This window comes from Frigoribacterium sp. CFBP 13605, assembly GCF_014839405.1.
Lineage (GTDB): Bacteria > Actinomycetota > Actinomycetes > Actinomycetales > Microbacteriaceae > Frigoribacterium.
The window spans coordinates 162,134-187,036 of sequence record NZ_JACYNS010000001.1; the positions used below are offsets into that span (position 1 = coordinate 162,134).

Genomic DNA, 24,903 nt, shown 5'->3' on the forward strand with positions numbered 1-24,903 from the left:
GCCCCTCCTGACGGGTCGCCGGAGGACCGGTCAGGGGACCGGGGGGTACCGCGGGTCGTCCGGTCGTCCGTCCCCGCCCTTGCCGTCGCGACGACGGAGGTACCGTTCGAACTCCTGCGCGATGGCCTCGCCGCTCGCCTCGGGGCTGTCCACCGTGTCGCGGGCCTGCTCGAGCTGCTCGATGTAGCCCGCCATGTCCTCGTCGTCGGCGGCGAGGGCGTCGATGCCGGACTCCCAGGCCGTCGACTCGGCGGCGAGCTCGCCGCGGGGGATCGTCACGCCCGAGAGCTCGTCGAGCTTCTCGATGAGCGCGAGCGTCGCCTTGGGCGACGGGGCGTTGTGGACGTAGTGGGGGACGGAGGCCCAGATCGACAGGGTCGGCACGCCCGCGGCCTCGACGGCGTCGGCGAGGACCGACAAGATGCCCACCGGCCCCTCGTAGGTGCTGCGCTCGAGGGTGTACTCGTCGCGGACGGCCTCGTTCTCGCTGCTGACGAAGACCGAGATGGGCCGCGTGTGGGGGACGTCGGCGAGCATGGATCCGAGGAACACCACGCCCGTGACGTCGTGCACGTCGATCAGGTCGACGATCTCGGCGGCGAAGCCGCGCCAGCTCCGCGACGGTTCGGCACCGAGCAGCACGAGCACCTCGGTGGTGGGCGACGACGGGTCGCGGGGGAGGACCGTCGCGGCGTCGGCGGCCGCGTGCAGCTGGATGCGCGGCCACACGAGGGTTCGCACCCCGTCGTCGTCGAGCCCCACCTGCGGGCGGTTGAACTGGTAGTCGATGTACCGTTCGCCGTCGAGTTCGGCCACCGGTTCGAGCGAGAGGGTCTCGACCAGGCTGCGCGCGACGCCGCTGGCGGCCTCGCCGGCGTCGTTCCAGCCCTCGAAGGCGACCACCAGCAGGCGTCCCGCAGCGAAATCCGACGTGTTCGTCAACCTGTGTCCTCACCGTGCCGGAAGGGCGTCCGGCGCTTGACCCTCCACGATAGACCGTGACCGCCACCAGGAGGCGCGGGCCGGGAGGCCACGTCGACCAGGCCCGGTAGACTGGTCCACCGTGACCGAAACCCTGCCTGCCGCCGTCCTGTGGGACATGGACGGAACCCTCGTCGACACCGAACCGTACTGGTTCCTCTGCCAGGTCGAACTGGTCGAGTCGTTCGGCGGCACCTGGAGCCGTGAGGACGGCGACGCCATGATCGGGAGCGGCCTGTGGCAGTCCGCCCGGGTCCTGCAGTCCCACGGGGTCGACCTGACCGAGGACGAGATCATCGACCGCCTGACCACCGCGGTCCTCGAGCGCGCCGCGGTCGAGATCCCGTGGCGTCCCGGGGCGAAGGAACTCCTCGCCGAGCTCCGCCGAGAAGGCGTCCCGACCGCCCTGGTCACCATGTCCATCCGCCGCATGGCCCAGTTCATGGTCGACGCCATCGAGTTCGAGGCCTTCGACGCGATCGTCGCCGGCGACGACGTCGAGCACTCCAAGCCGCACCCCGAGGCCTACCTCCGGGGCGCCGCCCTGCTGGGCGTCGACCCCGCCGACTGCATCGCCATCGAGGACAGCACGCCCGGCCTGGCCTCGGCCGTCGCCGCCGGCACCGTCGCGATCGGCGTCGAGCACCACGCACCGCTCGCCGACGACGGCCCCTACATCCGCCGCGACACCCTCGTCGGCACCACGGTCGACGACCTCCGCGCGTTGCACCGGGCCGGCCGTGCCGTCCGCGACCAGGCGACCTCCGACTCCTGACCCCGGTGCGCACGCCGCGCCTCCTGCACCCCTCGGGGTGCGACCCGATCGAAAGCAGCACCCTCGCATGACCGCGTTCCGCCGCCAGTCCGGCCCCTTCGTCGAAGGCGACAAGGTCCAGCTCACGGGCCCCAAGGGCAAGATGAACACCATCGTGCTGACCCCGGGCGCCGTGTTCCACACGCACCGCGGCATGATCGCGCACGACGACGTCGTCGGGTTGCCCGACGGGTCCGTCGTCCCCAGCACGACGGGCGACGAGTACCTCGCCCTCCGTCCGCTGCTGAGCGACTTCGTGATGTCCATGCCCCGGGGCGCGGCCATCGTCTACCCGAAGGACGCCGCCCAGATCGTGGCGTTCGCCGACATCTTCCCCGGCGCGACGGTCGTCGAGGCGGGCGTGGGTTCGGGTGCGCTGTCGCTCTGGCTGCTGCGGGCCGTCGGCCCCGAGGGTCGCCTGGCGTCCTTCGAGCGCCGACAGGAGTTCGCCGACGTCGCCGAGGGCAACGTCGCGAGCTTCTTCGGTGCCGAGCCCGAGAACTGGACGGTCACGGTCGGCGACCTGGCCGACGAGTTGCCCGCGGCGATGCCCGACGGGACGGTCGACCGGGTCGTGCTCGACATGCTCGCGCCGTGGGAGAACGTCGACGTCACGGCCGACGCCCTCAAGCCGGGCGGTCTGGTGATCTGCTACGTCGCCACCGCGACACAGCTCTCGCGCACGGCCGAGGCCCTGCGCGCCTCCGGGGCCTTCACCGAGCCCGACGCGTCCGAGACGCTCGTCCGCGGCTGGCACGTCGAGGGCCTCGCCGTCCGCCCCGACCACCGCATGATCGGGCACACCGGCTTCCTCCTCACCGCCCGCCGGCTGGCACCGGGAGCGGTGCTCCCGCAGCTCAAACGACGCCCCTCCAAGTCCGACTACAGCGATGCCGACGTCGAGGCCTGGACGCCCGGCGCACTCGGCGAGCGGTCGGCCAGCGACAAGAAGCTGCGCAAGACGGCACGCCAGGCCCGGACGGCGGCCGAGGCCGCGATCGCGGCGACCGAGGCCGTCGACGGCACCACCGACGGAGCCGGCGCCGACGGCACGTCGACCGGTTCCACCCCGGCCTGAGCATCGTCGAGGGCTCCGACCACCCCCGCTAAGCTGTCCCCGCATCCGAACGACCCGACCGGTCGCCCCACCCGACCCCCCGGTCGCCTCCACGAAATGAGTCCCCGTGCGCAAGATCCCCGCCCTCGTCGTGACGGTCGGCCTGCTCGCCTCGATGACGGCCTGCTCGAGCACGGCCGGCCCCGGCTCCGCCGGCTGCCCTCCCACGGGTGACGCCGCCTCGGTCGTCACCGCGACCGGCGACTTCGGCACGAAGCCCGACGTCGACGTGCCGACGCCGATCGTGACCAAGAAGACCGAGGTCTCGACGCTCATCGAGGGCGACGGTCAGCGACTCGTCGACGGCACCCCGGTCGTCATCGACTACACCCTGTTCGACGGCAGCACGGGCCAGGAACTCGAGGACAGCGGCTACGACGGCTCGACGAACGTCCCGTTGACGGTGGGCGGGCAGACGCTCGCCCCGCTCGTCGACGCGTTGGAGTGCTCCACGGTGGGGTCGCGCGTCGCGGTCGCCGTCAAGGCCAGCGACCTCTCGGCATCGATCAACGGCGCCGCGTCGACCCCGAACGACGATCCCGACGCCGCCTACGTCGCCGTCGTCGACGTCAAGCGGGCGTTCCTCGCGAAGGCCGACGGGGCCCTCCAGCTCGGCGCGGACGGCCTGCCCGCGGTGGTCACCGCCCCCGACGGTGCACCCGGCATCACGATCCCCGCGGGTGACGCCCCCACCGACGAGGTCGTGCACCTCGTCCGCAAGGGGCACGGTCCTACGTTGACCGCCGACGACTCCGCCGTCGTGCAGTTCACGGCCGTCACCTGGAGCCAGCCGTCCACGGTCGCGGGGTCGACCTGGACCAACGGCGGTTCGGCAACGCCGGTCGACCTCGGCGACGAGCAGATCCCCGACGACATCCGCTCGGCCCTGGTGGGCCAGCAGGTCGGCTCGCAGGTCATGGTCGTGCTCCCCGCGACGTCCGACAGCGGTGGCTCCGCCTACGTGTACGTGTTCGACGTGCTCGGGGCGATCCGATGACCCGGCCCTGCTGAGCCGGTCGCCGTGCCCACTGCCCGCACCCCCCGCGTCCCCGTCGAAGAGCGACTCTTCAGCCTCGTGTTGGCCTTGCTCGCGACGGACTCCGGGTTGAGCAAGACCGAGATCCTGTCGACCGTCCAGGGGTACCGCCAGAAGTACTCGCGCTCGGGTGACAACGCCGCGCTCGAGCGGCAGTTCGAGCGGGACAAGGACGACATCCGCGAACTGGGCGTCCCCCTCGAGACGATCGACGACCCGGCGGCGGCAGGCAACAACCAGGCACTCCGCTATCGCATCCCGCGGGGCGCGTACGAGCTGCCCGAGGACATCTCGTTCTCGTCCGAGGAGACCGCCCTCCTCACCTTGGCGGCGATGGTGTGGCGCGAGGGGTCGCTCTCGCACGAGTCCCGACGGGCACTCCTCAAGTTGCGCTCGCTCGGCGGCGCGGCGAGCGTTCCCGAGCTCGAGTACGCCCCTCGGCTCCGTTCCCGCGACGCGGCCTTCGAGCCGCTGCGGACGGCGCTCGACCGGGGCGTCGTCGTCCGGTTCGACTACCTGAAGCCCGGTGACGAGTCCGCCCGCCGGCGCGAGGTCGCCCCGGCAGCCCTGGTGCAGCACCAGGGCCGGTGGCTGGTGTCGGCGGTCGAGGTCGGCACGGGGGCACTCAAGACCTTCCTCCTGTCCCGTGTCGTCGGCCCCGTCCAGCTGACCACCACCCCGTACACGAGACCCGACGACGCCACGGCCGAGCGCGCGCTGGCCGACCTCGAGCAGGTCTGGCGCGATCGCACCGCGACCGTCCGCGTCGAGCCCCTGTCCGACGCCGAGACCCGACTCGGCAAGCGCCGTGGCACGACCCGTCTCGATGCCGACACGCTCCTCGTCCACTGGACCGACGACAACCTGCTCGCCGACGAGCTGGCCTCCTTCGGTCCCGAGGTCACCGTCGTCGAACCCGACGGTCTCCGTGCCCTGGTGCGCACCCGCCTCGAGGCCGTGCTCGCCGCCCACACCACCGGCCCGGTCGACGGGGGTGCCCGTGGCTGAGCCCCGCGGTGCCCTCCACGCGGCCGACAAGCTCGCCTTCCTGCTGTCGCTCGTCCCGTGGCTCATGGACCACGAGCGAGTCAGCGTGGCCGAGGCGGCCGCGCACTTCGGCGTGAGCGTGGGCGAGATCCGGCGTGCGGTCGAGCTGATCGCCGTCTCGGGCGTCCCTGGCGAGACGACGCAGTACCAGCACGGCGACCTCTTCGACATCGCGTGGGACGACTTCGAGCAGAACGACGTCATCGTGCTGACCAACCTCGTCGCCATCGACGACTCGCCACGGTTCTCCGCCCGCGAAGCCGCCGCCCTCATCGCGGGCCTGCAGTACCTCTCGTCGCTGCCCGAGAACGCGGACCGCGCGGCCATCGCCACACTGATGAGCAAGCTGTCGCGTGGGGCGTCCAGCGAACCGAGCCAGGTGGCCGTCGACCAGTCCGAGACGAACGAGGTCCTGGGGCTCGTCGGCCGGGCGGTCGAGGCGGGCGTCCAGCTCGAGTTCGACTATCGCGGCACCCGGGGGGTCGCGGAACGACGGCGGGTGGACCCGCTGCGGGTCGAGTCGGTCGACGCCGACTGGTACCTCAGGGCCTGGGACCACCTGCGCGAGGCTCCCCGGACGTTCCGACTCGACCGGATCGCCTCCCCGGCGCTCACCGCGACTCCGATCGCTCACCGGGCCGACGACGTCACCCTGCCCGAGACGCTGTTCGAGGGGTCTCCGGACGACCTGGTCGTGGTGCTCGACCTCGACGCCGCCGCGGCGCCGCTCCTCGCGGACTACGGTCCCGACGAACCCGAACCCCTCCCGCACGACCGCGTGCGCCTCCGGTTGCGCGTCAACCGACTCGGCACGCTCTGTCGCCTCGTGGCGGGACTCCCGGGTCACCCCGAGGTCGTCGGGCCCGAGTCGGCGCGCTCGGCCGTGGCCGACTGGGCGCGTCGGGCGATCGAGCGTTACGACGTCGACCCGTCCGTCACTCCCTGAACGTCCGGCTGCGGCACGCCCTGTGCATCGCCTGCGCCGTGCCTGCCGCAGACGAGGCCGCACGGTAGAGTGGACGTCACCCTGCCCCGCAAGGAGACCCCATCATGTTCGGAAACGCGCTCTCAGGCTGGCACCTGATCATCATCCTGGCGATCGTCCTGTTGCTCTTCGGTGCGCCGAAGCTCCCGGCCCTCGCGAAGAGCATCGCCCAGTCGATGCGCATCTTCAAGAACGAGGTCAACAGCGACAAGAAGGAGTCGGCCGTCGACGACGACCTCGAGAACCGTCCCGTCCGTCGTCCGGACGACTCGTCCGCCCGGTACACCGACGGTCCGACCGCACGACGCGTCGACGACTCGTACCCGTCGCCGAACCGCGACGTCCCGCCGAAGTCCTGACGCGTGGCCACGACGACGACTCGTGGCGACAGCACCCAGGGGAGGGGCACGGGCCGCAGCCGAGGCCGTGACGGCAAGATGTCCCTCGGGCAACACCTGCTCGAGTTGCGCAAGCGACTCTTCATCTCCGCCCTGGCCCTCATCCTGGCTGCTGTCGCCGGTTGGTTCCTCGCGCCCTTCGTCCTCGACGCCCTGAGGTCGCCGGTCGAGGCGATCGCGGCGGCACGCACGGGTGAGACCACCCTCAACTACTCGAACATCACGGGCGCCTTCGACCTCAAGCTCCAGATCGCGGTCACCGTCGGCGTCGTCATCTCGAGTCCCGTCTGGCTGTACCAGGTCTGGGCCTTCATCGTTCCCGCCCTCGTGCGCAAAGAGAAGCTCTACGCCGTCGGCTTCATCGGCACCGCCATCCCGCTCTTCCTGGGCGGCTGCCTGGCGGGATGGTACGTGCTGCCCCACATCGTCGAGGTCATGACCGGCTTCGTCGACACCCAGGATGCGACGATCATCGAGTCGAAGGTCTACTACGACTTCGTCCTCAAGCTGGTGCTCGCCGTGGGCATCGCCTTCGTCATGCCGGTGTTCCTGGTGCTGTTGAACTTCGTGGGCGTCGTCTCGGCCGCCGCCATCGTCAAGGGCTGGCGGGTGGCCATCCTCGTCATCGTCCTGTTCACCGCGATCGCGACCCCGTCGGCCGACATCTTCTCGATGTTCCTCCTGGCCGTCCCCATGATCGTGCTGTTCTTCCTCGCCGCCGGCGTCGCCTGGCTGCACGACCGCCGGGTCGCGAAGCGGGCAGCCGCGCTCGACGCCGAACTCGCGGCGGGGTGACCCGGTGAGCCCCGACCTCAGTCCCGCGGAACGCTTCGCCGCGGCGAAGACGCGAGACAAGACCCCCAAGCTCCAGGCCTTCCGGTCCCGTCTCGGCTTCGCCCTCGACCCGTTCCAGCTCGCCGCGTGCGCCGCCCTCGAAGCGGGCGACAGCGTCCTCGTCGCGGCACCGACCGGCGCCGGCAAGACCCTGGTGGCCGAGTACGCGATCCACCTCGCCATGCAGGACCCGCGGGCCAAGGTCGTCTACACCGCACCCATGAAGGCACTGAGCAACCAGAAGTTCCAAGAACTCGTGGCCGAGTACGGAGCGTCCGAGGTCGGGCTGCTCACCGGTGACACGAACGTGAACTCCCGGGCGCGCATCGTCGTGATGACGACCGAGGTGCTCCGCAACATGATCTACGCCGGGTCCGAGATGCTGACCGACCTGCGGTACGTCGTCCTCGACGAGGTCCACTTCCTGGCCGACCGGTTCCGCGGCGCGGTCTGGGAAGAAGTCATCATCCACCTGCCGCTCGACGTGCGGCTCATCTCGTTGAGCGCCACGGTGTCGAACGCCGAAGAATTCGGCGACTGGCTCCAGACGGTCCGGGGGAGCACCGAGGTCATCGTCTCCGAGGACCGTCCCGTGCCCCTCGACCAACACGTCCTGGTCGGGGGCAAGTTCCTCGACCTCTTCGACTCCTCGGGGCAGGCCGCGACGAACCGGGTCAACCCCGAGCTCCTGCGCGCGACCTCGCTCGGCCGACGCGGCGGGCGGAGCGGTGGTCGTCGAGACGGCCACTCCGCGGGTCGGACCGGCCCCCGGGGCCACGTCGTACCGCCGACGCAGGGTGGTCCCGGTCGCCTCGACCGCTGGAAGATCGTCGAGATGCTCGACGACCAGAACCTGCTTCCCGCCATCTTCTTCGTCTTCAGCCGGGTCGGCTGCGACCAGGCCGTGTCCCAGGTGCTGAGGTCGGGCATCCGTCTCACGACCGCCGACCAGCGTCGCGAGATCCGCGAGATCGTCGAGGCCCGTTGTCGCACCCTGCGCGACGAAGACCTCGCGGTCCTCGGCTACTGGCGGTGGCTCGACGGGCTCGAGCGAGGTGTGGCGGCCCACCACGCCGGCCTGTTGCCGGCCTTCAAGGAAGTCGTCGAAGAGCTCTTCCAGAAGAAGCTCGTCAAGGTCGTGTTCGCGACCGAGACGCTGGCGCTCGGCATCAACATGCCGGCCCGCACCGTCGTGCTCGAGAAGCTCGAGAAGTTCAACGGCGAGGCTCGGGTGCCCATCACGCCCGGCGAGTACACCCAGTTGACCGGTCGTGCCGGCCGCCGGGGCATCGACGTCGAGGGCCACTCGCTCATCCAGTGGCAGCAGGGTCTCGACCCGCAGGCCGTCGCCTCGTTGGCCTCGCGGCGCACCTACCCGATGAACAGCAGCTTCCGGCCGACGTACAACATGGCCGTCAACCTCATCGAGCAGTTCGGGCGATCCCGCACCCGCGAGGTGCTCGAGACGTCGTTCGCCCAGTTCCAGGCCGACCGCTCGGTCGTCGACCTGGCCCGCAAGGTGCGATCGCAGCAGCAGTCGCTCGACGGCTACGCCGCGTCGATGGCCTGCCATCTGGGCGACTTCGGCGAGTACACGATGCTGCGTCGCGAGGTCGGCGACCTCGAGAAGCAGGGGGCGGCCCGGGCCGACTCGCAGTCGCGGGCCGAGCGCGACAAGCGTCAGCGTCGCATCGGCGAACTGCGTCGGCAGGTGCGGACGCACCCCTGCCACGCCTGTCCGGAGCGCGAACAGCACGCCCGCTGGTCCGAGCGCTGGTTCAAGCTGAAGAAGCAGACCGACCAACTGTCGGCGCAGATCCGCAGTCGGACCGGCGCGGTCGCCAAGGTCTTCGACCGGGTCACCGACGTGCTGCTCGACCGCGGCTACCTCGTCCCCACGGGCACGAACGCAGGAGGGGCGGGTCGCGTCCCGCGGGACGCCGAGGTCACCGTCGCCCCGACCGGTCGCACGTTGCGGCGCATCTACGGCGATCGCGACCTGCTCGTGGCCGAGAGCCTGCGCCTCGGTGTGTGGAACATGCTCGACGTGCCGTCCATGGCGGCCATGGCGGCCACCCTCGTGTACGAGCCCCGTCGGGACGAAGGCCAGCTCTCCGAGCGATTCCTGCCTCGCGGCGAGTTCCGTGCCGCGCTCGACGCCACGCAGCTGCTCTGGGCGGAGCTCGACGACCTCGAGCACGAGCACCACCTTCCGGGCAGCCAGCCCCCGGCACCGGGTCTCGCCCTCGCGATGCACCGTTGGGCCCGAGGTGCCGCACTCGATTCTGTGCTCGACGACGCCGACCTCGCCGCCGGCGACTTCGTCCGCTGGACGAAGCAGACGATCGACCTGCTCGACCAGCTGTCGGTCGTGGGGGACCTGCCGGTCGGTCCGACGGCCCGGCAGGCGCTCGACGCCGTCCGTCGCGGCATCGTGGCCTACACCGCGGTCGGCCCCTGACCCTCCTCCCCGACGAGGCCGGACGTCCGCCGAGGACGACCGGCCTCCCAGACGCCGCCACCTAGAATCACGGGGTGTCTTCCCGAGCGACCGACGTCCGACTGCCCCTCTGGCTCGCCCTGATCGTCGCCCTCGGTGCCGGCGCCGTCCTCGACGGCGGCTTCCCGGACGGCGACGTCTGGCCGCTGACCTTCGTCGGCATCGGGTTCGTGCTGGTGGCCCTCCGGGGCCGATCGCTCGGCGGTTCCTTCCTGGTCGGGCTCGTGGCGGGCCTGTCCTTCTACCTGATCCACATCTCGTGGGCGACGCTCTTCCTCGGTGTCGTCCCCTGGGCCGCGCTGTCGACCCTCGAGGCGCTCTTCTTCGCCGCCGGGGCGATGCTCATCACCCTCGCGTACCGCTGGGTCCCGCTCATCTGGCCCGGCACCCTGGGCCGCACGGTCCTCCTGCCCGTCGTCGTCGGGGGGCTCTGGACGCTCCGTGAGTTCGTCGCCGGCAACTGGCCCTACGGCGGCTTCGCCTGGGGTCGCGTGGCTCTCAGCCAGTCCGAGAGCCCGTTCGCCGGTCTCGTCGCCTGGCTCGGCATCTCGGGGCTGTCGTTCCTCATGGTGGCGATCGTCGCCGCACTGATCCAGCTCGCCCTGCAGACGACCGTCCGGGGTTCGACCCGCGTGCTCGCCGCTGCCACGGTCGTGGTCGCCGCCCTCGCGGTGCCGCACTGGCCGACGCACTCCTCGGGCACCGCCACCATCGCCGCCGTCCAGGGCGACGGCGACGCCGGCTACTTCGCCGACCGGCAGTACGGCGACCTGACCAACGCCCAGGTCCTCGCGATGAGCGACTTGCAGGCCCAGCTCGCACGGCTGCCGGAGGACCAGCGCTCCCTCGACATGATCGTCTGGCCCGAGGGAGGCAGCGACCGTGATCCCACCCGCGACGCCACCGGCCAGTACGTCTTCGACGCGATCTCCCGTGGCTACGACGCCCCCCTCGTGTCGGGCGTCATCACCGAGAGCGACGACGGTGAGACCGTCCACAACTCGTCCCTGCTCTGGTCGGACGGTGGAGTGGCGGACCAGTACGACAAGAAGCACCCGGTCCCGTTCGGGGAGTACGTCCCCGATCGCGCCTTCTGGCGGCCCTTCGCTCCCGACCTGATCGACCTCATCGGGCGGGACTACACGCCGGGCACGCGGGACGAGGTCTTCGACCTCGGTGACTTCCGTGCCGGGATCTCGATCTGCTTCGACATCGTCGACGACCAGCTCATCACCAACATGATGGACGAGGGCGCGCAGGTCATCATCGGCCAGACCAACAACGCCGACTTCGGGACCCGTCCCGGGCAGACCGACGAGAACGAGCAACAGCTCGCCATCGCACGCCTGCGGGCGATCGAGACGGCACGTCCCCTCGTCAACGTCTCGACCGTCGCCTCGACGCGGGCCATCGACGCCTCGGGCAGGACGACCGCGAGCATCCCCGACTACGAGCCCGGAACGATGGTGGCTGTCGTCGACCTCGGTACCGGGACGACGCCCGCCGTCGTGGCGAGTCGAGCGATCGAACTCCTCGTGTCGTTCTTCGGTCTCGCGATGCTGCTGCTGTCGCGCCTCTTCATCGGGACCCGGCGTTCCACTCGTCGACGCCGGCTCGACGAGGCACCCGACCCGATCCTGCCGCGGTGGCGGGTCGTCGACTGACGGTCCGGCCCCGCCGGGACGAGAGAAGGCCCGACCACCGTGAGGTGGTCGGGCCTTCTCGTCGGATCGCTGCCGGACGGGTCGTCAGGCGCCGATCTTGTGCTGACCCTTTCGGGCCCTGAGGAAGTCGAGTCGTTCTTGGAGGAGCTCCTCGAGCTCGTCACGGCTGCGTCGCTCGAGCAACATGTCCCAGTGGCTCCGGGGGACCTTCACGTCTCCGGCGTCGATCTCGACGGGCTTGCCGTCGGCCGAGAGCAGACGACCCTCTTGGCCGCTCTTGGGCGACTGCCAGATGTCCGGGATCTCGGCGTCCGCAGCGAACACCATGTCGAACGTCTGACCGTCGGTCGTCTGGTAGACGGCCTTCTTGCGGGGCGAGAACTCCACGCCCTCTTCGCTCTGCAGGCTCTGGCTGCCGAGCCTCATTCCGCGCAAACTGCGATCTGCCATTGTGTGGTCTCCTCTCGCGTTGCAATCACCCGTTGTAACCCGTTCTGGACCTCCGCCGTTCCGGGCCGTGCGATTTCACAGTCCCTTCACAGTGCCCGGGCAGTCTCGGGCCAGGGTCACACGGCGCGCCGACGCACCTCGTCGAGCGCCAGGTCCGCGCGATCGGTGACGATGCCGTGCACCCCCAGGTCGAGCAGCCTCACCATGTCGTCAGGCTCGTTGACGGTCCACACGTGTGTCTCGACGCCCAGGGCCGCCCACTCGGCCACGCGCGCAGCCGTGACGATGCGGACCGGGCCCTTGCGCTCAGGGACCTGGACGGCCCGGCACCCGACGAGGGCGCGCCGCACCAGTGACCGCCGGAGGCGGGGGAGCGGGACGAGGCCTGCGGCCACCGCCGCGACGGTGCCCCGGGACGAGGCCGACGTCGCGACTCCCGGCAGCGCCCGGACCGCCCGCAGACGCCTCCGGTGGTCGAACGAGGTCACCAGGACGCGATCCGTCGCCCGGACGCGGGCGATCGCTCGAACGGCCGGCGCGACGGCCTCGTCCGACTTGAGGTCGATGTTGAACCGGGTCTCGGGGAAGGCGTCGAGCGCCTCGTCGAGGGTGGGGATCTCGTGCTCACCGTCGAGCCGGACCGTCTTGACCTCCGCGAGGTCGAGGTCGAGGAGGCGCTGCTCGCGTCCCGCGAGCCGCGTCAGGTCGGGATCGTGGCTGATCACCGCGATGCCGTCGCGCGTGGCGTGCACGTCGGTCTCGACGTACGTCGCCCCGGCCGACACGGCGAGGGCGAACGCCAGCATCGTGTTCTCCGGGGCGTCGACGGCCAGGCCGCGATGCGCCAACACCCGGGGGCCGGCGGGAGCGAACCAGCCGGCCGAGACCGGGGGAGCGGACGGCACTACGAGGTCGCCGGAGGAGTGGTCGGCCCGGTGTCCGACGCGCCCGCCCCGGGAGCCGGCCGATCGGCGCCGGCCGCACCCGCGCCTCCGGAACCGACCCCGGAGCCGGTCTCACCGGGCGTGGTGACGGTCGGGAAGCCGAGGTCCGGTTCGGCCTCGAGGTCGACGGTCGATGCGAGGTCGGGCGTGACGTCCATCTCGGAGACCTTGGGGGCCTCGGTCGGGGTCCACCCCGGGGCGTTCGGGTCGCGCGGGGCGAAGAAGCCCTGCCCGATGCCCTTCAGGGCCTCGGTCAACTCGCTCGGGATGATCCACATCGTGTTGGCCGAGCCGTCCGCGATCTTCGGCAGGGTCTGGAGGTACTGGTACGCGAGCAGCTTCGGGTCGGGGTCGCCGGCGTGGATGGCGTTGAAGACCGTCGCGATGGCCTCGGCTTCGCCCTGTGCCCGCAGCACCTGGGCCTTGGCGTCGCCCTCGGCCTTGAGGATCGACGACTGTCGCGACCCCTCGGCCTCGAGGATCTGGGACTGCTTGGTGCCCTCGGCGGTGAGGATGGCGGCGCGACGGTTGCGCTCGGCACGCATCTGCTGCTCCATGGAGTCCTGGATCGACAGGGGCGGATCGATGGCCTTCAGCTCGACGCGACCGACCCGGATGCCCCATTTGCCGGTGGCCTCGTCGAGCACGATGCGCAACTGGCCGTTGATGTTGTCGCGACTGGTGAGGGCCTGCTCGAGGTTCAACCCACCGACCACGTTGCGCAGCGTGGTCGTCGTGAGCTGTTCGACGGCCCCGAGGTAGTTGGCGATCTCGTAGGTGGCCGCCCGGGCGTCGGTCACCTGGAAGTACACGACCGTGTCGATCGAGACGACCAGGTTGTCCTCGGTGATGACGGGCTGCGGCGGGAACGAGACGACCTGCTCGCGCATGTCGATCAGCGGCCGCACGCGGTCGATGAACGGCACCAGCAGGTTGAGCCCGGGGGAGAGGGTCTTGTGGTACCGCCCCAGACGTTCGACCACGCCGGCACTCGCCTGCGGGATGATGCGGACCGAGCGGAAGAGGATGACGAGGACGAGCACGACGACGATCGCGACGACCACGATCGTGACGACGGTTCCGGCACTGATGGTGTCCATGGCTTCAGGACCTCTCTGCGGGGGCGACGAAGGCGGTCGACCCCTCGATGGCGGTCACGACGACCGGGGCCCCGGTGTCGAGTGCGAGGTCGGCGCCTGCCGACGTCGCGGGGGAGGACAGCACGCGGGCCGTCCAGGTCTCGCCGTTCGACAGCTTGACCTGGCCGGGGTCGGAGCCGATGGGCACGACGACCGTGCCGCGCAGCCCGAGCAGCGCCTCGACGTTGCTGGGGGTCGGATCGCCCCCGCGGCGGAGCGCCCGCAGCAACGGCGGCCGCACGGTGAACAGCAACAGGACCGCGAGGACGGCCGCGATGATCGCCTGCAGCCACCACGGGGCACCGAAGAGGCCGGCGAGCAGACCGCCGACGCTGCCGATGGCGAGCATGAGGAAGGTGAATTCGAGCGTCGTCACCTCGACGATGACGAACACCAGGATGAGCGCGATCCACGCGACCCATGCGTAATCGTTCAAGACGTCCACGTCGACCTTCTCTCGTTCCCCTGTTATGAAAACTATCACCCGCCCCTGACGATGACGAGGGGGATTGGTAGGGTCGAGTCCGGTCCACGGGCCGATCGATCCCCGCACAGTCTGGAGCACGCCTTGTCCAACCCCCTCGCCGCAGAGTCCCTCGCCGGAGCCCGAGTCCTGGTCACCGGATCGTCCCGGGGGATCGGTGCCGACACCGTGCGCTACTTCGCCGAGGCCGGAGCCAAGGTCGTCGTGAACTACCGCAACAAGGAGAAGCGCGCGCTGCAGCTCGTCTCGACCATCGAGCAGGCGGGCGGCGAGGCGATCGCCATCGGGGCCGACCTCACCGACGAGGCCAGCCTGGCGGCGATGTTCGACACGGTGCGTGACGCCTGGGGCGGCCTCGACGTGCTCGTGATGAACGCCTCGGGCGGCATGGAGACGGGCATGGCCGAGGACTACGCGCTCAAGCTCAACCGCGACGCCCAGGTGGCGCTGTTGACCGCGGCCCTGCCGCTGCTCGCCCCGGGATCGCGCGTCGTCTTCGTCACGAGCCACCAGGCGCACTTCATCCGCACGACCGAGACGATGCCCGAGTACCTCCCCGTCGCCCTCAGCAAGCGTGCCGGCGAGGACGCCCTGCGCGAGATGCTGCCGCAGCTCGAGACCGCGGGCGTCGAGTTCGTCGTGGTCTCGGGGGACATGATCGAGGGCACGATCACGGCGACCCTGCTCGAACGCTCGAACCCCGGTGCCATCTCGTCGCGGAAAGAGAGCGCGGGCAAGCTGTACAACGTCGCCGAGTTCGCCGCCGAGGTCGCGTCGGCCGCCGTCGACCCCGTCCCGGCCGACCACACCCGCCTGGTGGGCGACACCAGCGACTTCGCCCCGATCGTCTGAGACGGGCCCCTTCGTGACCGAGCGCATCGTCCGACCGACCTCGCGCCTCCTCGTCCTCGACGACGACGACCGCGTGCTGCTGATGAAGACGGTGGCGCCCGACACGAGTCGCTTCGCTCGCTGGATCACGCCGGGTGGCGGGGTCGACCCGGGCGAGACCCATGTCGAGGCGGCGATCCGCGAGTTGCACGAAGAGACCGGTCAGGTGGTCACCGAGGTCGGTGACGTCGTGCGCGTGGACGACTTCGAGGTGTCCTGGGACGACGCCGACCACACGCACGGTCACGCCGAGTTCTACGTCGTCCGCCTTCCGCACTTCGAGGTCGTCGACGACGACTGGACCGACGACGAGCGCAGCGACATCCTCGAGTCGCGCTGGTTCACCCTCGACGAGCTGGCGACCACCGACGAGCCGGTCGAACCCGGCGACCTGGCCGAGCTGCTGCGTCGGGTGCTGGCCGAGTCGTCCGGGGCGTGAGGGCGGGGCGCCACCCGAGCCACCGTGCACTCCTTCCGGCGTCATCCGCGCGTGACTGATAATGCACATTATGTCAAGTAACGTCGAGAGGGGCGGCGGAAGCGCTCCCCGCTGACGCACGCCGCGCCTCCTCGGAGTTTCCTGGTCGCATGACGACCGACACGACCCCCACACCGCCCGACGACGCGCATCGCCGACCCCACGGGCTCGACGACGACACCGTCGCGGCGCTCGGCGAGCTCTCCGCCGCGCTCGAGATCGTCGAGCAGGCCCGTGGATTCCTCTACGGATTCCACCGACTGACTGGCAAGGCCGACCTCGCCCTCGGCGATGCCGTCGAGTCCCTGCGCCGAGCCGGGCACGACGAGATGGCCGACCTGCTGGACCGGGACCTCGTCGGTCGCAACGTCGTCGAGGGACGCTGGACGTACCAACTCGTCGAGGACTACGACGACGGCTACTACGCCGCGTTCCGCGACCATGAGAAGAACGTACGTGATTCCTTGGCGGACGGCAAGAAGCACCTCTTCGAGGCCGAGATGAAGGAGGCGCGGCGCAGCCACGGACGGCGCCACCACGAGGCGCTCCCCCGCGAGACCGCCGTCGACCTCGGGAGCAGCACGGACGGCGCGGTCGGCCCCTCCGCCTGAGAGGATGGTGCGATGACTCCTCCGCCGATCGACGGGCCCCGCATCGAGGCCGCCGTGCTCGAACTGCTCACCGCGATCGGTGAGGACGTCGACCGGCCCGGGCTCGAGTCGACCCCCCGACGCGTGGCCGACGCCTACGCCGAGTTCTTCTCGGGGCTCACGGTCGACGCGGCCGAACTCGTCCGCCAGGCCACCGTCCCGGCCGAAGCGCACCAGCTGGGCGAGGTCGTGATCGTTCGCGACATCTCGTTCCGGTCGGTGTGCGAGCACCACCTGCTGCCCTTCGTCGGCGTCGCTCACGTGGCCTACGTCCCGGGCGAGACGATCGTCGGCTTGGGTGCGCTCCCCCGCGTGGTCGACGCGGTCGCCTCGCGCCCCCAGCTCCAGGAGCGGCTCGGCGAGGAGATCGCCGAGGCCGTGGAGACCGGCGCCCGCCCCGACGGCGTCCTCGTGGTGCTCGACGCCTCGCACGGATGCGTCACGACCCGGGGCCCCCGTCAGACGGGCAGCACGACGGTGACGCTCGCGAGCCGGGGCGTCCTGTCCACGCCGTCGGCGCGGGCCGAGGCGGTCGCCCTGATCGGCACCTCCCGTGGCTGAGGCGGCCGCTCCCTCCCCCGCGGCCGACCACGCCGGATTCGCCGTGCCGCCCCTCCTCGTCCCCCGCCGCCGCATCGGGTCCCGGGCCTTCGACTTCTCGCACCAGGTCGCCGTCATGGCGATCGTCAACCGCACGCCCGACTCGTTCTTCGACCGTGGCGCGACCTTCGCCCTCGACCGCGCCGTGCAGGCCGCCATGGACGCGGCCGAGGCGGGCGCCGACTGGGTCGACATCGGGGGCGTCCCCTTCGCGCCCGGGCCCGAGCTGTCCGCCTCTGACGAACTCGACCGGGTGCTGCCCGTGGTCGAGGCGCTCGCGAGCCGGTCCGACGTCGTGATCTCGGTCGACACCTTCCGCCCCGAGGTCGCCGAGCGCGTCATCGCCGCCGGGGCGCACGTCGTCAACGACACCACGGGGCTCCACGATCCGCGCCTGGCCGACGTGGTCGCCGACGGCGAGGCCACGCTCGTCGTCACCCACAGCCTCGCGGCACCACGGCGTCCGCACCCCCGTCCGCACTACGGCGACGTCGTGGCCGAGGTCGTCGAGTTCCTCGCACGGCGGGTCGACGTCGCCCGTGCCCACGGCGTGCCCGACGACAGACTCGTCGTCGATCCGGGGCACGACCTGAACAAGACGACCCGGCACTCGCTCGAGCTCACCCGGCGCCTGTCCGAGGTGGCGGCCCTGGGTCACCCGACGCTCGCCGCGGTGTCCAACAAGGACTTCGTCGGCGAGTCGCTCGGTCGCGACAAGCCCGACCGCCTGGCGGGCTCGCTCGCGGCGGCCACGGTGAGCGTGCTGCAGGGCGCGCGCATCGTCCGCATGCACGACGTCCGGGCCAGCGTCGACGCCGTCCGGATGGTCGAGGCGATCCTCGGCTGGCGGGACCCCCTCGTCGAGCGCCACAACCTCGACGAGGACGCCCTGTGACCGCGACCACCCTCGTGCAGCTGCACCCCGCTCCCCCGGTCGGCCGTGGCGCACTGACGATCGACGACCTCGTCGAGCTCCACCGGCCCCACGACCGGACGACGCCGTCCGTGCGGGCGAACTTCGTCGCCAGCGTCGACGGATCGGCGACGGCGGCCGGCAGGACGCGCGACCTGGGCGGGCCGGCCGACCTGCTCGTCTTCGACCTGCTGCGCCGACTCTGCGACGTGGTCGTGGTCGGGGCGGGCACGGTCCGTGACGAGGGCTACGGCCCGATGCGACTCGACGACGAGGCCGTCGCCTGGCGTCGGGCCGCGGGCCTGTCCGACCATCCCGTCTTCGCCGTGGTCTCGAGCGGACTCGGCCTCGACCCGGCGAGCGGCGTGTTCGCCGACGCGCCCGTCCGCCCCCTGGTGCTCACCCACGACGCGGCACCCCGCGCGGCTCGGGCCCGACTCGACGAGGTCGCCGACGTCGTGTCGTGCGGTCGCGGCCGGGTGGACCCGCGCCTCCTCGTCCGGGTCCTGGTCGAGCGCGGGCTTCCCCAGATCCACACCGAAGGAGGTCCGGCGTTGCTCGGCGACCTCGTTGCCGCCGACGTCGTCGACGAGCTGTGCCTCACCGTGTCGCCCAACCTCGAGGGCGGAGTCGGCCCGCGCATCGTCGCGGCCCGCGACGAGATGGCCCTGCGCGGCCTCGCCCTCGACCACGTCCTGGTGTCGGGCGACATGCTCCTCACGAAATGGTCGCGACGGCGCTAGGTCGCGACGTCGCCAGGTCGCGGCCGCGCGACGCGAGGTCAGGAGGCGCGGGCTCCGCGGGCGATTAGCTCGCCTTCTCGCCGAAACCGCCTTCGATCAAGGCGATGAGGTCGTCCACGGCGGCCGCGGCGTCGGGACCGGTCGCCATGACGGCCACCGTCGAACCGACGCCCACGTTCAACCCCATGATGCGGAGCAGGCTCTTGGCGTCGACACCGTTCACCGTGACGTCCGCCTGGAACCGAGACGCGTGCGTGACGAGGTCGGCGGCGGGACGGGCGTGCAGCCCCGACGCGTTGACGAGGACGGCCGAGCGCTCGACGGCGTCGCCACCTCGGAGGTCGCGCTCGTCGGCGTGCGCGTCGGCGACTCCGGTGGCCGTCCGGGCGGCCGCCGCCACGGCCTCGAGGTCTCCCCCGGTCTCGGCGGACACGGCCGCGGCGACCGTTCCCTCGACCAGTGGCGCGTCGGCGATGAGCACCCGCTGCTTGTCGGCGTCGTCGAGGAAGTCGACGGCCGTCTCGCTCGTCAGGATGGCGGAACCGAGGTCGCAGAGCACGACCGCACCGCCGTCCCACCCGGCCTCGGCCAGGGCGGCGGAGATCTTGTCGAAGCTGGTGCCGATGGACCCGTCGTCCGTCCCTCCGGCGGCCACGAGGGTGGTCGTGGGGGCCATCTGGCGAGCGAGGTCGACCACGCCCTCGGCGATCTTGACACTGTGCGAGACGACGACGATTCCGATGGTGGGCATGCTCAGGACTCCTTGCTCGAGCCGTCCGCGGCGTCGGCCGCGGCGGCGATGATGAGGGACGACGACTGCGCGCCGGGATCGCGGTGACCCACGGCACGCTCGCCGAGGTAGCTGGCTCGGCCCTTGCGGGCGACGAGGGGTTCGGTCGAAGCGGCACCGGTCGCCGCGGCGTCCGCTGCGGCACGGAGGACGCCTGCGGGCGAGGCACCGTCCGCAGCTGCGGCGGCTGCTGCGTCGACGGCCGGGGTCCACGCGTCGATCATGGTCTTGTCGCCGACCTCGGCCTTGCCCCTCAGCACGACACCGTCGCGGGCCGCGGTCAGGAAGGCGACCAGCGCCTCCGCGTCCAGCTCCGTGGCGTCGCCCAGGGCCGCCGACCCTTTCAGGTACGCCGTGCCCAGCAGGGGGCCCGACGCGCCACCGACCGTCGAGATGAGCGTCGTGGCGACGAGTTTGAGGGTCGCTCCGGGCGTCGCGTCGGCGGGGAGGTCGGCGAGCCGGGCGCGCACGGCGGTGAAGCCGCGGGACAGGTTCTCGCCGTGGTCGCCGTCGCCGATCTGGCGGTCGAGTTCACTGAGGGCCGTGTGGTGGGCGGCGACGACGTCGGCCGTCCGGTCGATCCAGGCCCGGGTCCAGGTGGCGTCGAGTGTCATGCGGTGGTCGTTCCTCTCATCCTGCGGTGGTTCGGTGATGCGGCGCGGCGTGCCCTGCTCTCGGCGTCCACGCGGACGCCTACCGGCCCCGGCGCAGGGCCGCGGTCTCGACCGGGGCGTCCCAGAGATCGGCCAGCTCGTCGTCGAGGCGGGTCACCGTGATCGACATGCCCTGCATCTCGAGCGACGTGACGTACGAACCGACGAGGCTGCGGTACACCTCGACTCCTCGTGCTTCGAGGGCCTCGGCCGCACGACGGTAGGCGATGTAGAGCTCGACGAGCGGCGTGCCGCCCATGCCGTTGACGAAGAGCAGCACCCGCTCGCCGGAGGCGAGTCCCAGATCGTCGGTGACGGCGTCGAGCAGCCGGTCGACGATGGCGTCGACCGGTTCGAGCGGGATGCGCTCTCGGCCCGGTTCGCCGTGGATGCCGATCCCGATCTCGACCTCGTCGTCGGCCAGCGTGAAGCTCGGCTCACCGGCATGGGGGACGGTGCCCGCGGTGAGGGCGACGCCCATCGACCTGGTCGCCGCGTTCGTGCGTCGGGCCACCTCGGCGACGGCGTCGAGCGAATCGCCCCGCTCGGCCGCGGCACCGGCGGTCTTCTCGACCACGACCGTGCCGGCGACGCCTCGGCGACCGGCGGTGTAGAGGGAGTCCTTGACCGCGACGTCGTCGTCGACGACCACCGAGCGCACCTGGATGCCCTCGGCCTCCACGAGGTCGGCAGCCGTCTCGAAGTTGAGAACGTCGCCCGTGTAGTTCTTGACGATGTAGAGGACGCCCGCTCCGGCGTCCACCGCCTGCGTGGCGGCGACGATCGGATCGGGCGTGGGCGACGTGAACATCGGACCCGGCACGGCGGCCGAGAGCATGCCGAAGCCGACGAACCCCGCGTGCAACGGTTCGTGACCGCTGCCGCCGCCGCTCACGATCGCGACCTTGCCGGCCACGGGAGCCGCCGATCGGCGGACGAACGTCGGGTCGTGCGAGACGACCACGAGGTCCGCATGAGCCGCGCCGAAGCCGGCCACGGCCTCGGCGACGACGTCGGACGGATCGTTGATGAGCTTCTTCATCGAAGTCCCTTTCTCGGCGCCGGGAACGGTGCTCTGGTGCACCAGGCTGCCGCTCAACCTACTCCCGGCACCCCCTGATGCACATATGTGCAATCACCGGATCTTTCCTTCTCATCACGTGTGATCACCGCACTAAGGTGTTGACACACGCTCACCGCGGGTGCACTGTCGCCCCGCCGTACGACAAGGAAGGTCGACGTGAACCTGGGATTGATTTTTCTTTCAGAAACGGTGGGCACCGCATTGCTGCTCACCCTCGGTGGCGGAGTCGTCGCCAACGTCGCCCTCACGAAGACGAAGGGCTTCAACGGCGGCACGCTCATGGTCAACTTCGGCTGGGGCCTCGCGGTCTTCGTCGGCATCCTGGCCTCGTACTCGTCCGGGGCGCACCTCAACCCGGCCGTCAGCATCGCCCAGCTGATCCTCGGCAACATCACGTTCGCCGCGTTCCTCGTCTACGTCGCGGCGCAGATGGTCGGTGCGATCATCGGTGCGGTCGTCGTCTGGCTGGCCTACAAGCAGCACTTCGACGAGGAGCCCGACCCGGCCACCAAGCTCGGCGTGTTCTCGACCGGCCCGGCCATCCGCAACTACGGCTGGAACCTCGTCACCGAGATCATCGGCACCTTCGTACTGGTCTTCACGATCATCGCCATCACCAACGGCGCCTCCCCGAACGCCGCGAACCTCGGCCCGCTCGGCGGCCTGGCCGTCGCACTCCTCGTGGTCGGCATCGGCGCCTCGCTCGGTGGTCCCACGGGCTACGCCATCAACCCGGCCCGCGACCTCGGCCCGCGCATCGCCCACGCCTTCCTGCCCATCAAGGGCAAGGGCGGCAGCGACTGGTCCTACGCCTGGGTGCCGGTCGTCGGCCCCCTCGTCGGCGGCGCCCTCGCGGCACTGCTGTCCTTCCCGCTCCTCCCCCTGGCCGCCTGACCCGGCGATCCGCTGATCGGCCGAGGCCGGCTCCCCCGCGCCGTCCGACGCCCATCGATCCACCCGCTCCCCGCAGAGGCTCGGGCCCGTCCGCTCCACTGGACCGACCCGGGCCTCCGTGCGAGCCGCATCCATCAACGACGAAGGAGTTCCACCCGTGAGCGACACCGACTACATCCTGGCCATCGACCAGGGAACGACCAGCACCCGCGCCATCATCTTCGACCACTCGGGCTCGATCGTGGCCACCGGCCAGAAAGAGCACGAGCAGATCTTCCCCCGTGCCGGCTGGGTCGAGCACGACCCCGCCGAGATTTGGGAGAACACCCGCGAGGTCATCGGCCAGGCCCTCTCCCGGGCCGACATCACGCGCCACAACATCAAGGCCGTCGGCATCACCAACCAGCGCGAGACCGCCGTGGTCTGGGACAAGACCACCGGCAAGGCCGTCTACAACGCCATCGTCTGGCAGGACACCCGCACGCAGTCCATCGTCGACCGCCTGGCCGCCGACGGTGGCGTCGAGCGCTTCAAGCCGATCGTCGGCCTGCCGCTCGCGACCTACTTCTCGGGCACGAAGGTCGTCTGGATCCTCGAGAACGTCGAGGGCGCCCGTGAGAAGGCCGAGGCGGGCGACCTGCTCTTCGGCACGACCGACACCTGGGTCCTCTGGAACCTCACCGGCGGCACCGACGGTGGCGTCCACGTCACCGACGTGACGAACGCCTCGCGCACCCTCTTCATGGACCTCGAGACGCTCGAGTGGCGCGACGACATCCTCGAGGCCTTCGACGTGCCGAGGTCGATGCTCCCCGAGATCAAGAGCTCGTCCGAGGTCTACGGCACGGTCGAGGCCTCGAGCCTGCTGCGCGAGGTGCCCATCGCCGGCATCCTCGGCGACCAGCAGGCCGCCACCTTCGGCCAGGCCGCCTTCGACCAGGGCGAGTCGAAGAACACGTACGGCACCGGCAACTTCCTGATCTTCAACACGGGCGAAGAGATCGTCCACTCGAAGAACGGGTTGCTCACGACGCTCGGCTACAAGCTCGGCGACGCCGCACCCCACTACGCCCTCGAAGGGTCCATCGCGGTCACGGGTTCGCTGATCCAGTGGCTGCGCGACAACCTGGGCATGATCGGCTCCGCCCCCGAGGTCGAGGAGCTCGCCAAGACCGTCGAGGACAACGGCGGAGTGTACTTCGTGCCCGCCTTCTCGGGCCTGTTCGCGCCCTACTGGCGGTCCGACGCGCGTGGTGCCCTCGTCGGCCTCACCCGCTACGTCAACAAGGGCCACATCGCCCGCGCCGCCCTCGAGGCGACCGCGTTCCAGACCCGCGAGGTGCTCGACGCGGTCAACGCCGACTCCGGCGTCGACCTGACCGAGCTCAAGGTCGACGGTGGCATGACCGCCAACGACGCGCTCATGCAGTTCCAGGCCGACATCCTCGACGTCCCGGTCGTCCGTCCCGTGGTCGCCGAGACCACCGCGCTCGGAGCGGCCTACGCGGCCGGTCTCGCGGTCGGCTTCTGGGAGACGCTCGACGACCTCCGTGCCAACTGGCAGGAGGACAAGCGCTGGACGCCGAACATCGACGCCGACGAGCGTGACCGCACGCTGCGTCTCTGGAAGAAGGCCGTCACGAAGACCTTCGACTGGGTCGACGACGACGTCAACTGATCCTCCGCGCGAAGGGCCCGTCCGATCGGACGGGCCCTTCGTCGTCCTCCCGCCCGAGGACGAGGAGGCACGGTTCGTCTCAGGAGGCGCGGGTCGCCGCCACCCACTGGTCCAGTTTCGCGATCGCCGCCCCCGAGTCGACGGCGCGGGCCGCGACGTCCAGCTGCTCCCGGAAGCGGGCGAGGAGCGGCCGTTCGCGCTGGCCCGGGTCCGCGGCCAGCCCGTACGAGACCAGTCCGGCCGCCGCGTTGAGCAGCACGATGTCGCGGACGGGGCCGCGCTCCCCCGCCAGCACCTCGCGGGCGACGGCCGCGTTGTACGCCGCGTCGCCGCCGACGAGGTCGGAGATGCGCGCCCGCGGGATGCCCAACTCGAGCGGGTCGAGGTCGTGCTCGGTCACCGAGCCTCCGGTGACCTCCCAGATGTGGCTGTGACCGGTGGTGGTCAACTCGTCGAGGCCGTCGTCGCCGCGGAACACGAGCGCCGTCGCGCCCCGGGTCTGGAACACGCCCACGATCAGCGGCACCTTGTCGAGCGACGCGACGCCAACCGCACTCGCCTCGGGTCGTGCCGGGTTCACGAGGGGCCCCAGGAAGTTGAAGACCGTCGGGACGCCGATCTCACGCCGCACGGCGGCGGCGTTGCCGAAGCCCGGGTGGAAGGCGGCCGCGAAGGCGAAGGTCAGCCCGGCTTCGCGCAGGACCTCGGCCACACGGTCGGCGCCGATGGTCAGGTCGATGCCGAGGGCCGACAGGACGTCCGAGGAACCGGACGACGAACTCGCCGCCCGGTTGCCGTGCTTGATGACGGGCACGCCGGTGGCCGCCACGACGACGGAGGCCATGGTCGAGACGTTGACCGTCCCGAAACGGTCTCCGCCCGTGCCGACGATGTCGACGGCCATGCTGTCGACCGGCAGGGCCACGGCGTGGGCGAGGACGGCGTCGCGGAACCCCACGATCTCGTCCACCGTCTCCCCCTTGGCCCGCAGGGCCACGAGGAAGGCCCCGAGCTGGGCCGGGGTGACGTCGCCGGTCATGACCTGCTCCATCGACCACGTCGCCTCGCTGATCGAGAGGTCGCGACCGACGAGGAGCGCGTCGATGATCAGGGGCCAGGTGAGCTCGGAGGTCATG

General features: G+C 70.9%; 26 protein-coding genes. 17 read left to right on the forward strand and 9 right to left on the reverse strand.

Translation table 11 applies throughout. From position 1 onward, the window contains the following. Nucleotides 1-30: 30 nt before the first annotated feature. On the reverse strand, nucleotides 31-942 hold the full coding sequence (locus IFT36_RS00755) for a proteasome assembly chaperone family protein (RefSeq protein WP_192123676.1): 912 nt from the start codon (nucleotides 940-942) through the stop codon (nucleotides 31-33). Nucleotides 943-1,063: 121 nt separating this feature from the next. Between IFT36_RS00755 and IFT36_RS00760 the strand changes: the two genes are divergently transcribed. From IFT36_RS00760 to lnt, 9 genes are all read left to right on the forward strand, one after another. Then, nucleotides 1,064-1,756 (forward strand): HAD family hydrolase, encoded by a 693-nt coding sequence (locus IFT36_RS00760; RefSeq protein ID WP_307784986.1) that lies wholly within the window; start codon nucleotides 1,064-1,066, stop codon nucleotides 1,754-1,756. 67 nt (nucleotides 1,757-1,823) lie between these two features. Next, nucleotides 1,824-2,873: a tRNA (adenine-N1)-methyltransferase gene (locus tag IFT36_RS00765; RefSeq protein WP_192123678.1), complete on the forward strand. Its 1,050-nt coding sequence runs from the start codon at nucleotides 1,824-1,826 to the stop codon at nucleotides 2,871-2,873. 106 nt (nucleotides 2,874-2,979) lie between these two features. Next, nucleotides 2,980-3,909, forward strand: coding sequence for an FKBP-type peptidyl-prolyl cis-trans isomerase (locus tag IFT36_RS00770; RefSeq protein WP_056045089.1), 930 nt, complete (start codon nucleotides 2,980-2,982; stop codon nucleotides 3,907-3,909). 24 nt (nucleotides 3,910-3,933) lie between these two features. Further along, entirely contained in the window at nucleotides 3,934-4,956 is a 1,023-nt protein-coding gene (locus tag IFT36_RS00775; protein WP_123570048.1) for a helix-turn-helix transcriptional regulator, read from the forward strand. Next, nucleotides 4,949-5,941 carry a helix-turn-helix transcriptional regulator gene (locus tag IFT36_RS00780; RefSeq protein WP_056047399.1) on the forward strand — a complete coding sequence of 331 codons (993 nt, stop codon included), beginning with the start codon at nucleotides 4,949-4,951 and terminating at the stop codon, nucleotides 5,939-5,941. The genes IFT36_RS00775 and IFT36_RS00780 overlap by 8 nt, the downstream gene beginning before the upstream one ends. Nucleotides 5,942-6,045: 104 nt before the next feature. Further along, nucleotides 6,046-6,339, forward strand: a complete 294-nt coding sequence (tatA, locus tag IFT36_RS00785; protein ID WP_123570047.1) for a twin-arginine translocase TatA/TatE family subunit — start codon at nucleotides 6,046-6,048, stop codon at nucleotides 6,337-6,339. A 78-nt stretch (nucleotides 6,340-6,417) separates the two neighbouring features. After that, complete coding sequence (gene tatC / locus IFT36_RS00790; protein WP_200412220.1) at nucleotides 6,418-7,173, forward strand: twin-arginine translocase subunit TatC; 756 nt, start codon at nucleotides 6,418-6,420, stop codon at nucleotides 7,171-7,173. A gap of 4 nt (nucleotides 7,174-7,177) precedes the next feature. Beyond that, entirely contained in the window at nucleotides 7,178-9,673 is a 2,496-nt protein-coding gene (locus IFT36_RS00795; protein WP_200412195.1) for a DEAD/DEAH box helicase, read from the forward strand. Nucleotides 9,674-9,747: 74 nt separating this feature from the next. Next, nucleotides 9,748-11,376 (forward strand): apolipoprotein N-acyltransferase, encoded by a 1,629-nt coding sequence (lnt, locus tag IFT36_RS00800; RefSeq protein WP_082460215.1) that lies wholly within the window; start codon nucleotides 9,748-9,750, stop codon nucleotides 11,374-11,376. Nucleotides 11,377-11,460: 84 nt separating this feature from the next. Here lnt and IFT36_RS00805 read toward each other — a convergent pair whose 3' ends face one another. The 4 genes from IFT36_RS00805 to IFT36_RS00820 form a co-directional block, all read right to left on the reverse strand. Further along, entirely contained in the window at nucleotides 11,461-11,826 is a 366-nt protein-coding gene (locus IFT36_RS00805) for an RNA polymerase-binding protein RbpA (protein ID WP_043594952.1), read from the reverse strand. 116 nt (nucleotides 11,827-11,942) lie between these two features. After that, complete coding sequence (locus IFT36_RS00810) at nucleotides 11,943-12,731, reverse strand: glycerophosphodiester phosphodiesterase family protein (protein ID WP_307784987.1); 789 nt, start codon at nucleotides 12,729-12,731, stop codon at nucleotides 11,943-11,945. Continuing rightward, nucleotides 12,731-13,870 (reverse strand): SPFH domain-containing protein, encoded by a 1,140-nt coding sequence (locus IFT36_RS00815; protein ID WP_082460214.1) that lies wholly within the window; start codon nucleotides 13,868-13,870, stop codon nucleotides 12,731-12,733. Before IFT36_RS00815 ends, IFT36_RS00810 begins: the two co-directional genes overlap by 1 nt. 4 nt (nucleotides 13,871-13,874) lie before the next feature. Continuing rightward, nucleotides 13,875-14,354, reverse strand: a complete 480-nt coding sequence (locus tag IFT36_RS00820) for an NfeD family protein (RefSeq protein ID WP_123570043.1) — start codon at nucleotides 14,352-14,354, stop codon at nucleotides 13,875-13,877. A 123-nt stretch (nucleotides 14,355-14,477) separates the two neighbouring features. On the opposite strand from IFT36_RS00820, the gene IFT36_RS00825 reads away from it, so the two are divergent. From IFT36_RS00825 to IFT36_RS00850, 6 genes are all read left to right on the forward strand, one after another. Next, nucleotides 14,478-15,245, forward strand: coding sequence for an SDR family oxidoreductase (locus tag IFT36_RS00825; RefSeq protein WP_056045077.1), 768 nt, complete (start codon nucleotides 14,478-14,480; stop codon nucleotides 15,243-15,245). A gap of 13 nt (nucleotides 15,246-15,258) precedes the next feature. Continuing rightward, nucleotides 15,259-15,723 (forward strand): NUDIX hydrolase, encoded by a 465-nt coding sequence (locus IFT36_RS00830; RefSeq protein ID WP_307784988.1) that lies wholly within the window; start codon nucleotides 15,259-15,261, stop codon nucleotides 15,721-15,723. A 149-nt stretch (nucleotides 15,724-15,872) separates the two neighbouring features. Continuing rightward, on the forward strand, nucleotides 15,873-16,373 hold the full coding sequence (locus IFT36_RS00835) for a hypothetical protein (protein ID WP_200412196.1): 501 nt from the start codon (nucleotides 15,873-15,875) through the stop codon (nucleotides 16,371-16,373). Nucleotides 16,374-16,385: 12 nt separating this feature from the next. Next, the gene (folE, locus tag IFT36_RS00840) at nucleotides 16,386-16,973 is read left to right on the forward strand and encodes a GTP cyclohydrolase I FolE (RefSeq protein WP_192123687.1); all 588 of its coding nucleotides are present in this window, start codon (nucleotides 16,386-16,388) and stop codon (nucleotides 16,971-16,973) included. Beyond that, the gene (folP, locus tag IFT36_RS00845) at nucleotides 16,966-17,907 is read left to right on the forward strand and encodes a dihydropteroate synthase (protein WP_307784989.1); all 942 of its coding nucleotides are present in this window, start codon (nucleotides 16,966-16,968) and stop codon (nucleotides 17,905-17,907) included. The genes folE and folP overlap by 8 nt, the downstream gene beginning before the upstream one ends. Next, a complete protein-coding gene (locus IFT36_RS00850; RefSeq protein ID WP_307784990.1) occupies nucleotides 17,904-18,668 on the forward strand; it encodes a pyrimidine reductase family protein in 765 nt (254 codons plus the stop codon). The genes folP and IFT36_RS00850 overlap by 4 nt, the downstream gene beginning before the upstream one ends. 64 nt (nucleotides 18,669-18,732) lie before the next feature. Here IFT36_RS00850 and dhaM read toward each other — a convergent pair whose 3' ends face one another. From dhaM to dhaK, 3 genes are all read right to left on the reverse strand, one after another. Next, entirely contained in the window at nucleotides 18,733-19,419 is a 687-nt protein-coding gene (gene dhaM / locus IFT36_RS00855; protein WP_200412197.1) for a dihydroxyacetone kinase phosphoryl donor subunit DhaM, read from the reverse strand. A gap of 2 nt (nucleotides 19,420-19,421) precedes the next feature. Further along, on the reverse strand, nucleotides 19,422-20,072 hold the full coding sequence (gene dhaL / locus IFT36_RS00860) for a dihydroxyacetone kinase subunit DhaL (protein WP_200412198.1): 651 nt from the start codon (nucleotides 20,070-20,072) through the stop codon (nucleotides 19,422-19,424). A 79-nt stretch (nucleotides 20,073-20,151) separates the two neighbouring features. Beyond that, nucleotides 20,152-21,153: a dihydroxyacetone kinase subunit DhaK gene (gene dhaK / locus IFT36_RS00865; protein WP_159826698.1), complete on the reverse strand. Its 1,002-nt coding sequence runs from the start codon at nucleotides 21,151-21,153 to the stop codon at nucleotides 20,152-20,154. Between the two features lie 198 nt (nucleotides 21,154-21,351). Between dhaK and IFT36_RS00870 the strand changes: the two genes are divergently transcribed. Further along, entirely contained in the window at nucleotides 21,352-22,089 is a 738-nt protein-coding gene (locus IFT36_RS00870) for an MIP/aquaporin family protein (RefSeq protein ID WP_123517649.1), read from the forward strand. A 157-nt stretch (nucleotides 22,090-22,246) separates the two neighbouring features. Beyond that, complete coding sequence (gene glpK / locus IFT36_RS00875) at nucleotides 22,247-23,767, forward strand: glycerol kinase GlpK (RefSeq protein WP_056045060.1); 1,521 nt, start codon at nucleotides 22,247-22,249, stop codon at nucleotides 23,765-23,767. A 79-nt stretch (nucleotides 23,768-23,846) separates the two neighbouring features. On the opposite strand, the gene trpD is transcribed toward glpK, so the two are convergent. Next, nucleotides 23,847-24,902 (reverse strand): anthranilate phosphoribosyltransferase, encoded by a 1,056-nt coding sequence (gene trpD / locus IFT36_RS00880; protein ID WP_123570026.1) that lies wholly within the window; start codon nucleotides 24,900-24,902, stop codon nucleotides 23,847-23,849. Nucleotide 24,903 lies beyond the last annotated feature (1 nt).

Excerpts from the sequence above, each read along its gene's own strand:
- IFT36_RS00765 (WP_192123678.1), top strand. The coding sequence starts at position 1,824 with ATGACCGCGTTCCGCCGCCAGTCCGGCCCCTTCGTCGAAGGCGACAAG.
- tatA (WP_123570047.1), top strand. The coding sequence starts at position 6,046 with ATGTTCGGAAACGCGCTCTCAGGCTGGCACCTGATCATCATCCTGGCG.
- tatC (WP_200412220.1), top strand. The coding sequence starts at position 6,418 with ATGTCCCTCGGGCAACACCTGCTCGAGTTGCGCAAGCGACTCTTCATC.
- IFT36_RS00805 (WP_043594952.1), bottom strand. The coding sequence starts at position 11,826 with ATGGCAGATCGCAGTTTGCGCGGAATGAGGCTCGGCAGCCAGAGCCTG.
- IFT36_RS00815 (WP_082460214.1), bottom strand. The coding sequence starts at position 13,870 with ATGGACACCATCAGTGCCGGAACCGTCGTCACGATCGTGGTCGTCGCG.
- IFT36_RS00835 (WP_200412196.1), top strand. The coding sequence starts at position 15,873 with ATGACGACCGACACGACCCCCACACCGCCCGACGACGCGCATCGCCGA.
- folE (WP_192123687.1), top strand. The coding sequence starts at position 16,386 with ATGACTCCTCCGCCGATCGACGGGCCCCGCATCGAGGCCGCCGTGCTC.
- dhaM (WP_200412197.1), bottom strand. The coding sequence starts at position 19,419 with ATGCCCACCATCGGAATCGTCGTCGTCTCGCACAGTGTCAAGATCGCC.
- dhaL (WP_200412198.1), bottom strand. The coding sequence starts at position 20,072 with ATGACACTCGACGCCACCTGGACCCGGGCCTGGATCGACCGGACGGCC.
- dhaK (WP_159826698.1), bottom strand. The coding sequence starts at position 21,153 with ATGAAGAAGCTCATCAACGATCCGTCCGACGTCGTCGCCGAGGCCGTG.
- trpD (WP_123570026.1), bottom strand. The coding sequence starts at position 24,902 with ATGACCTCCGAGCTCACCTGGCCCCTGATCATCGACGCGCTCCTCGTC.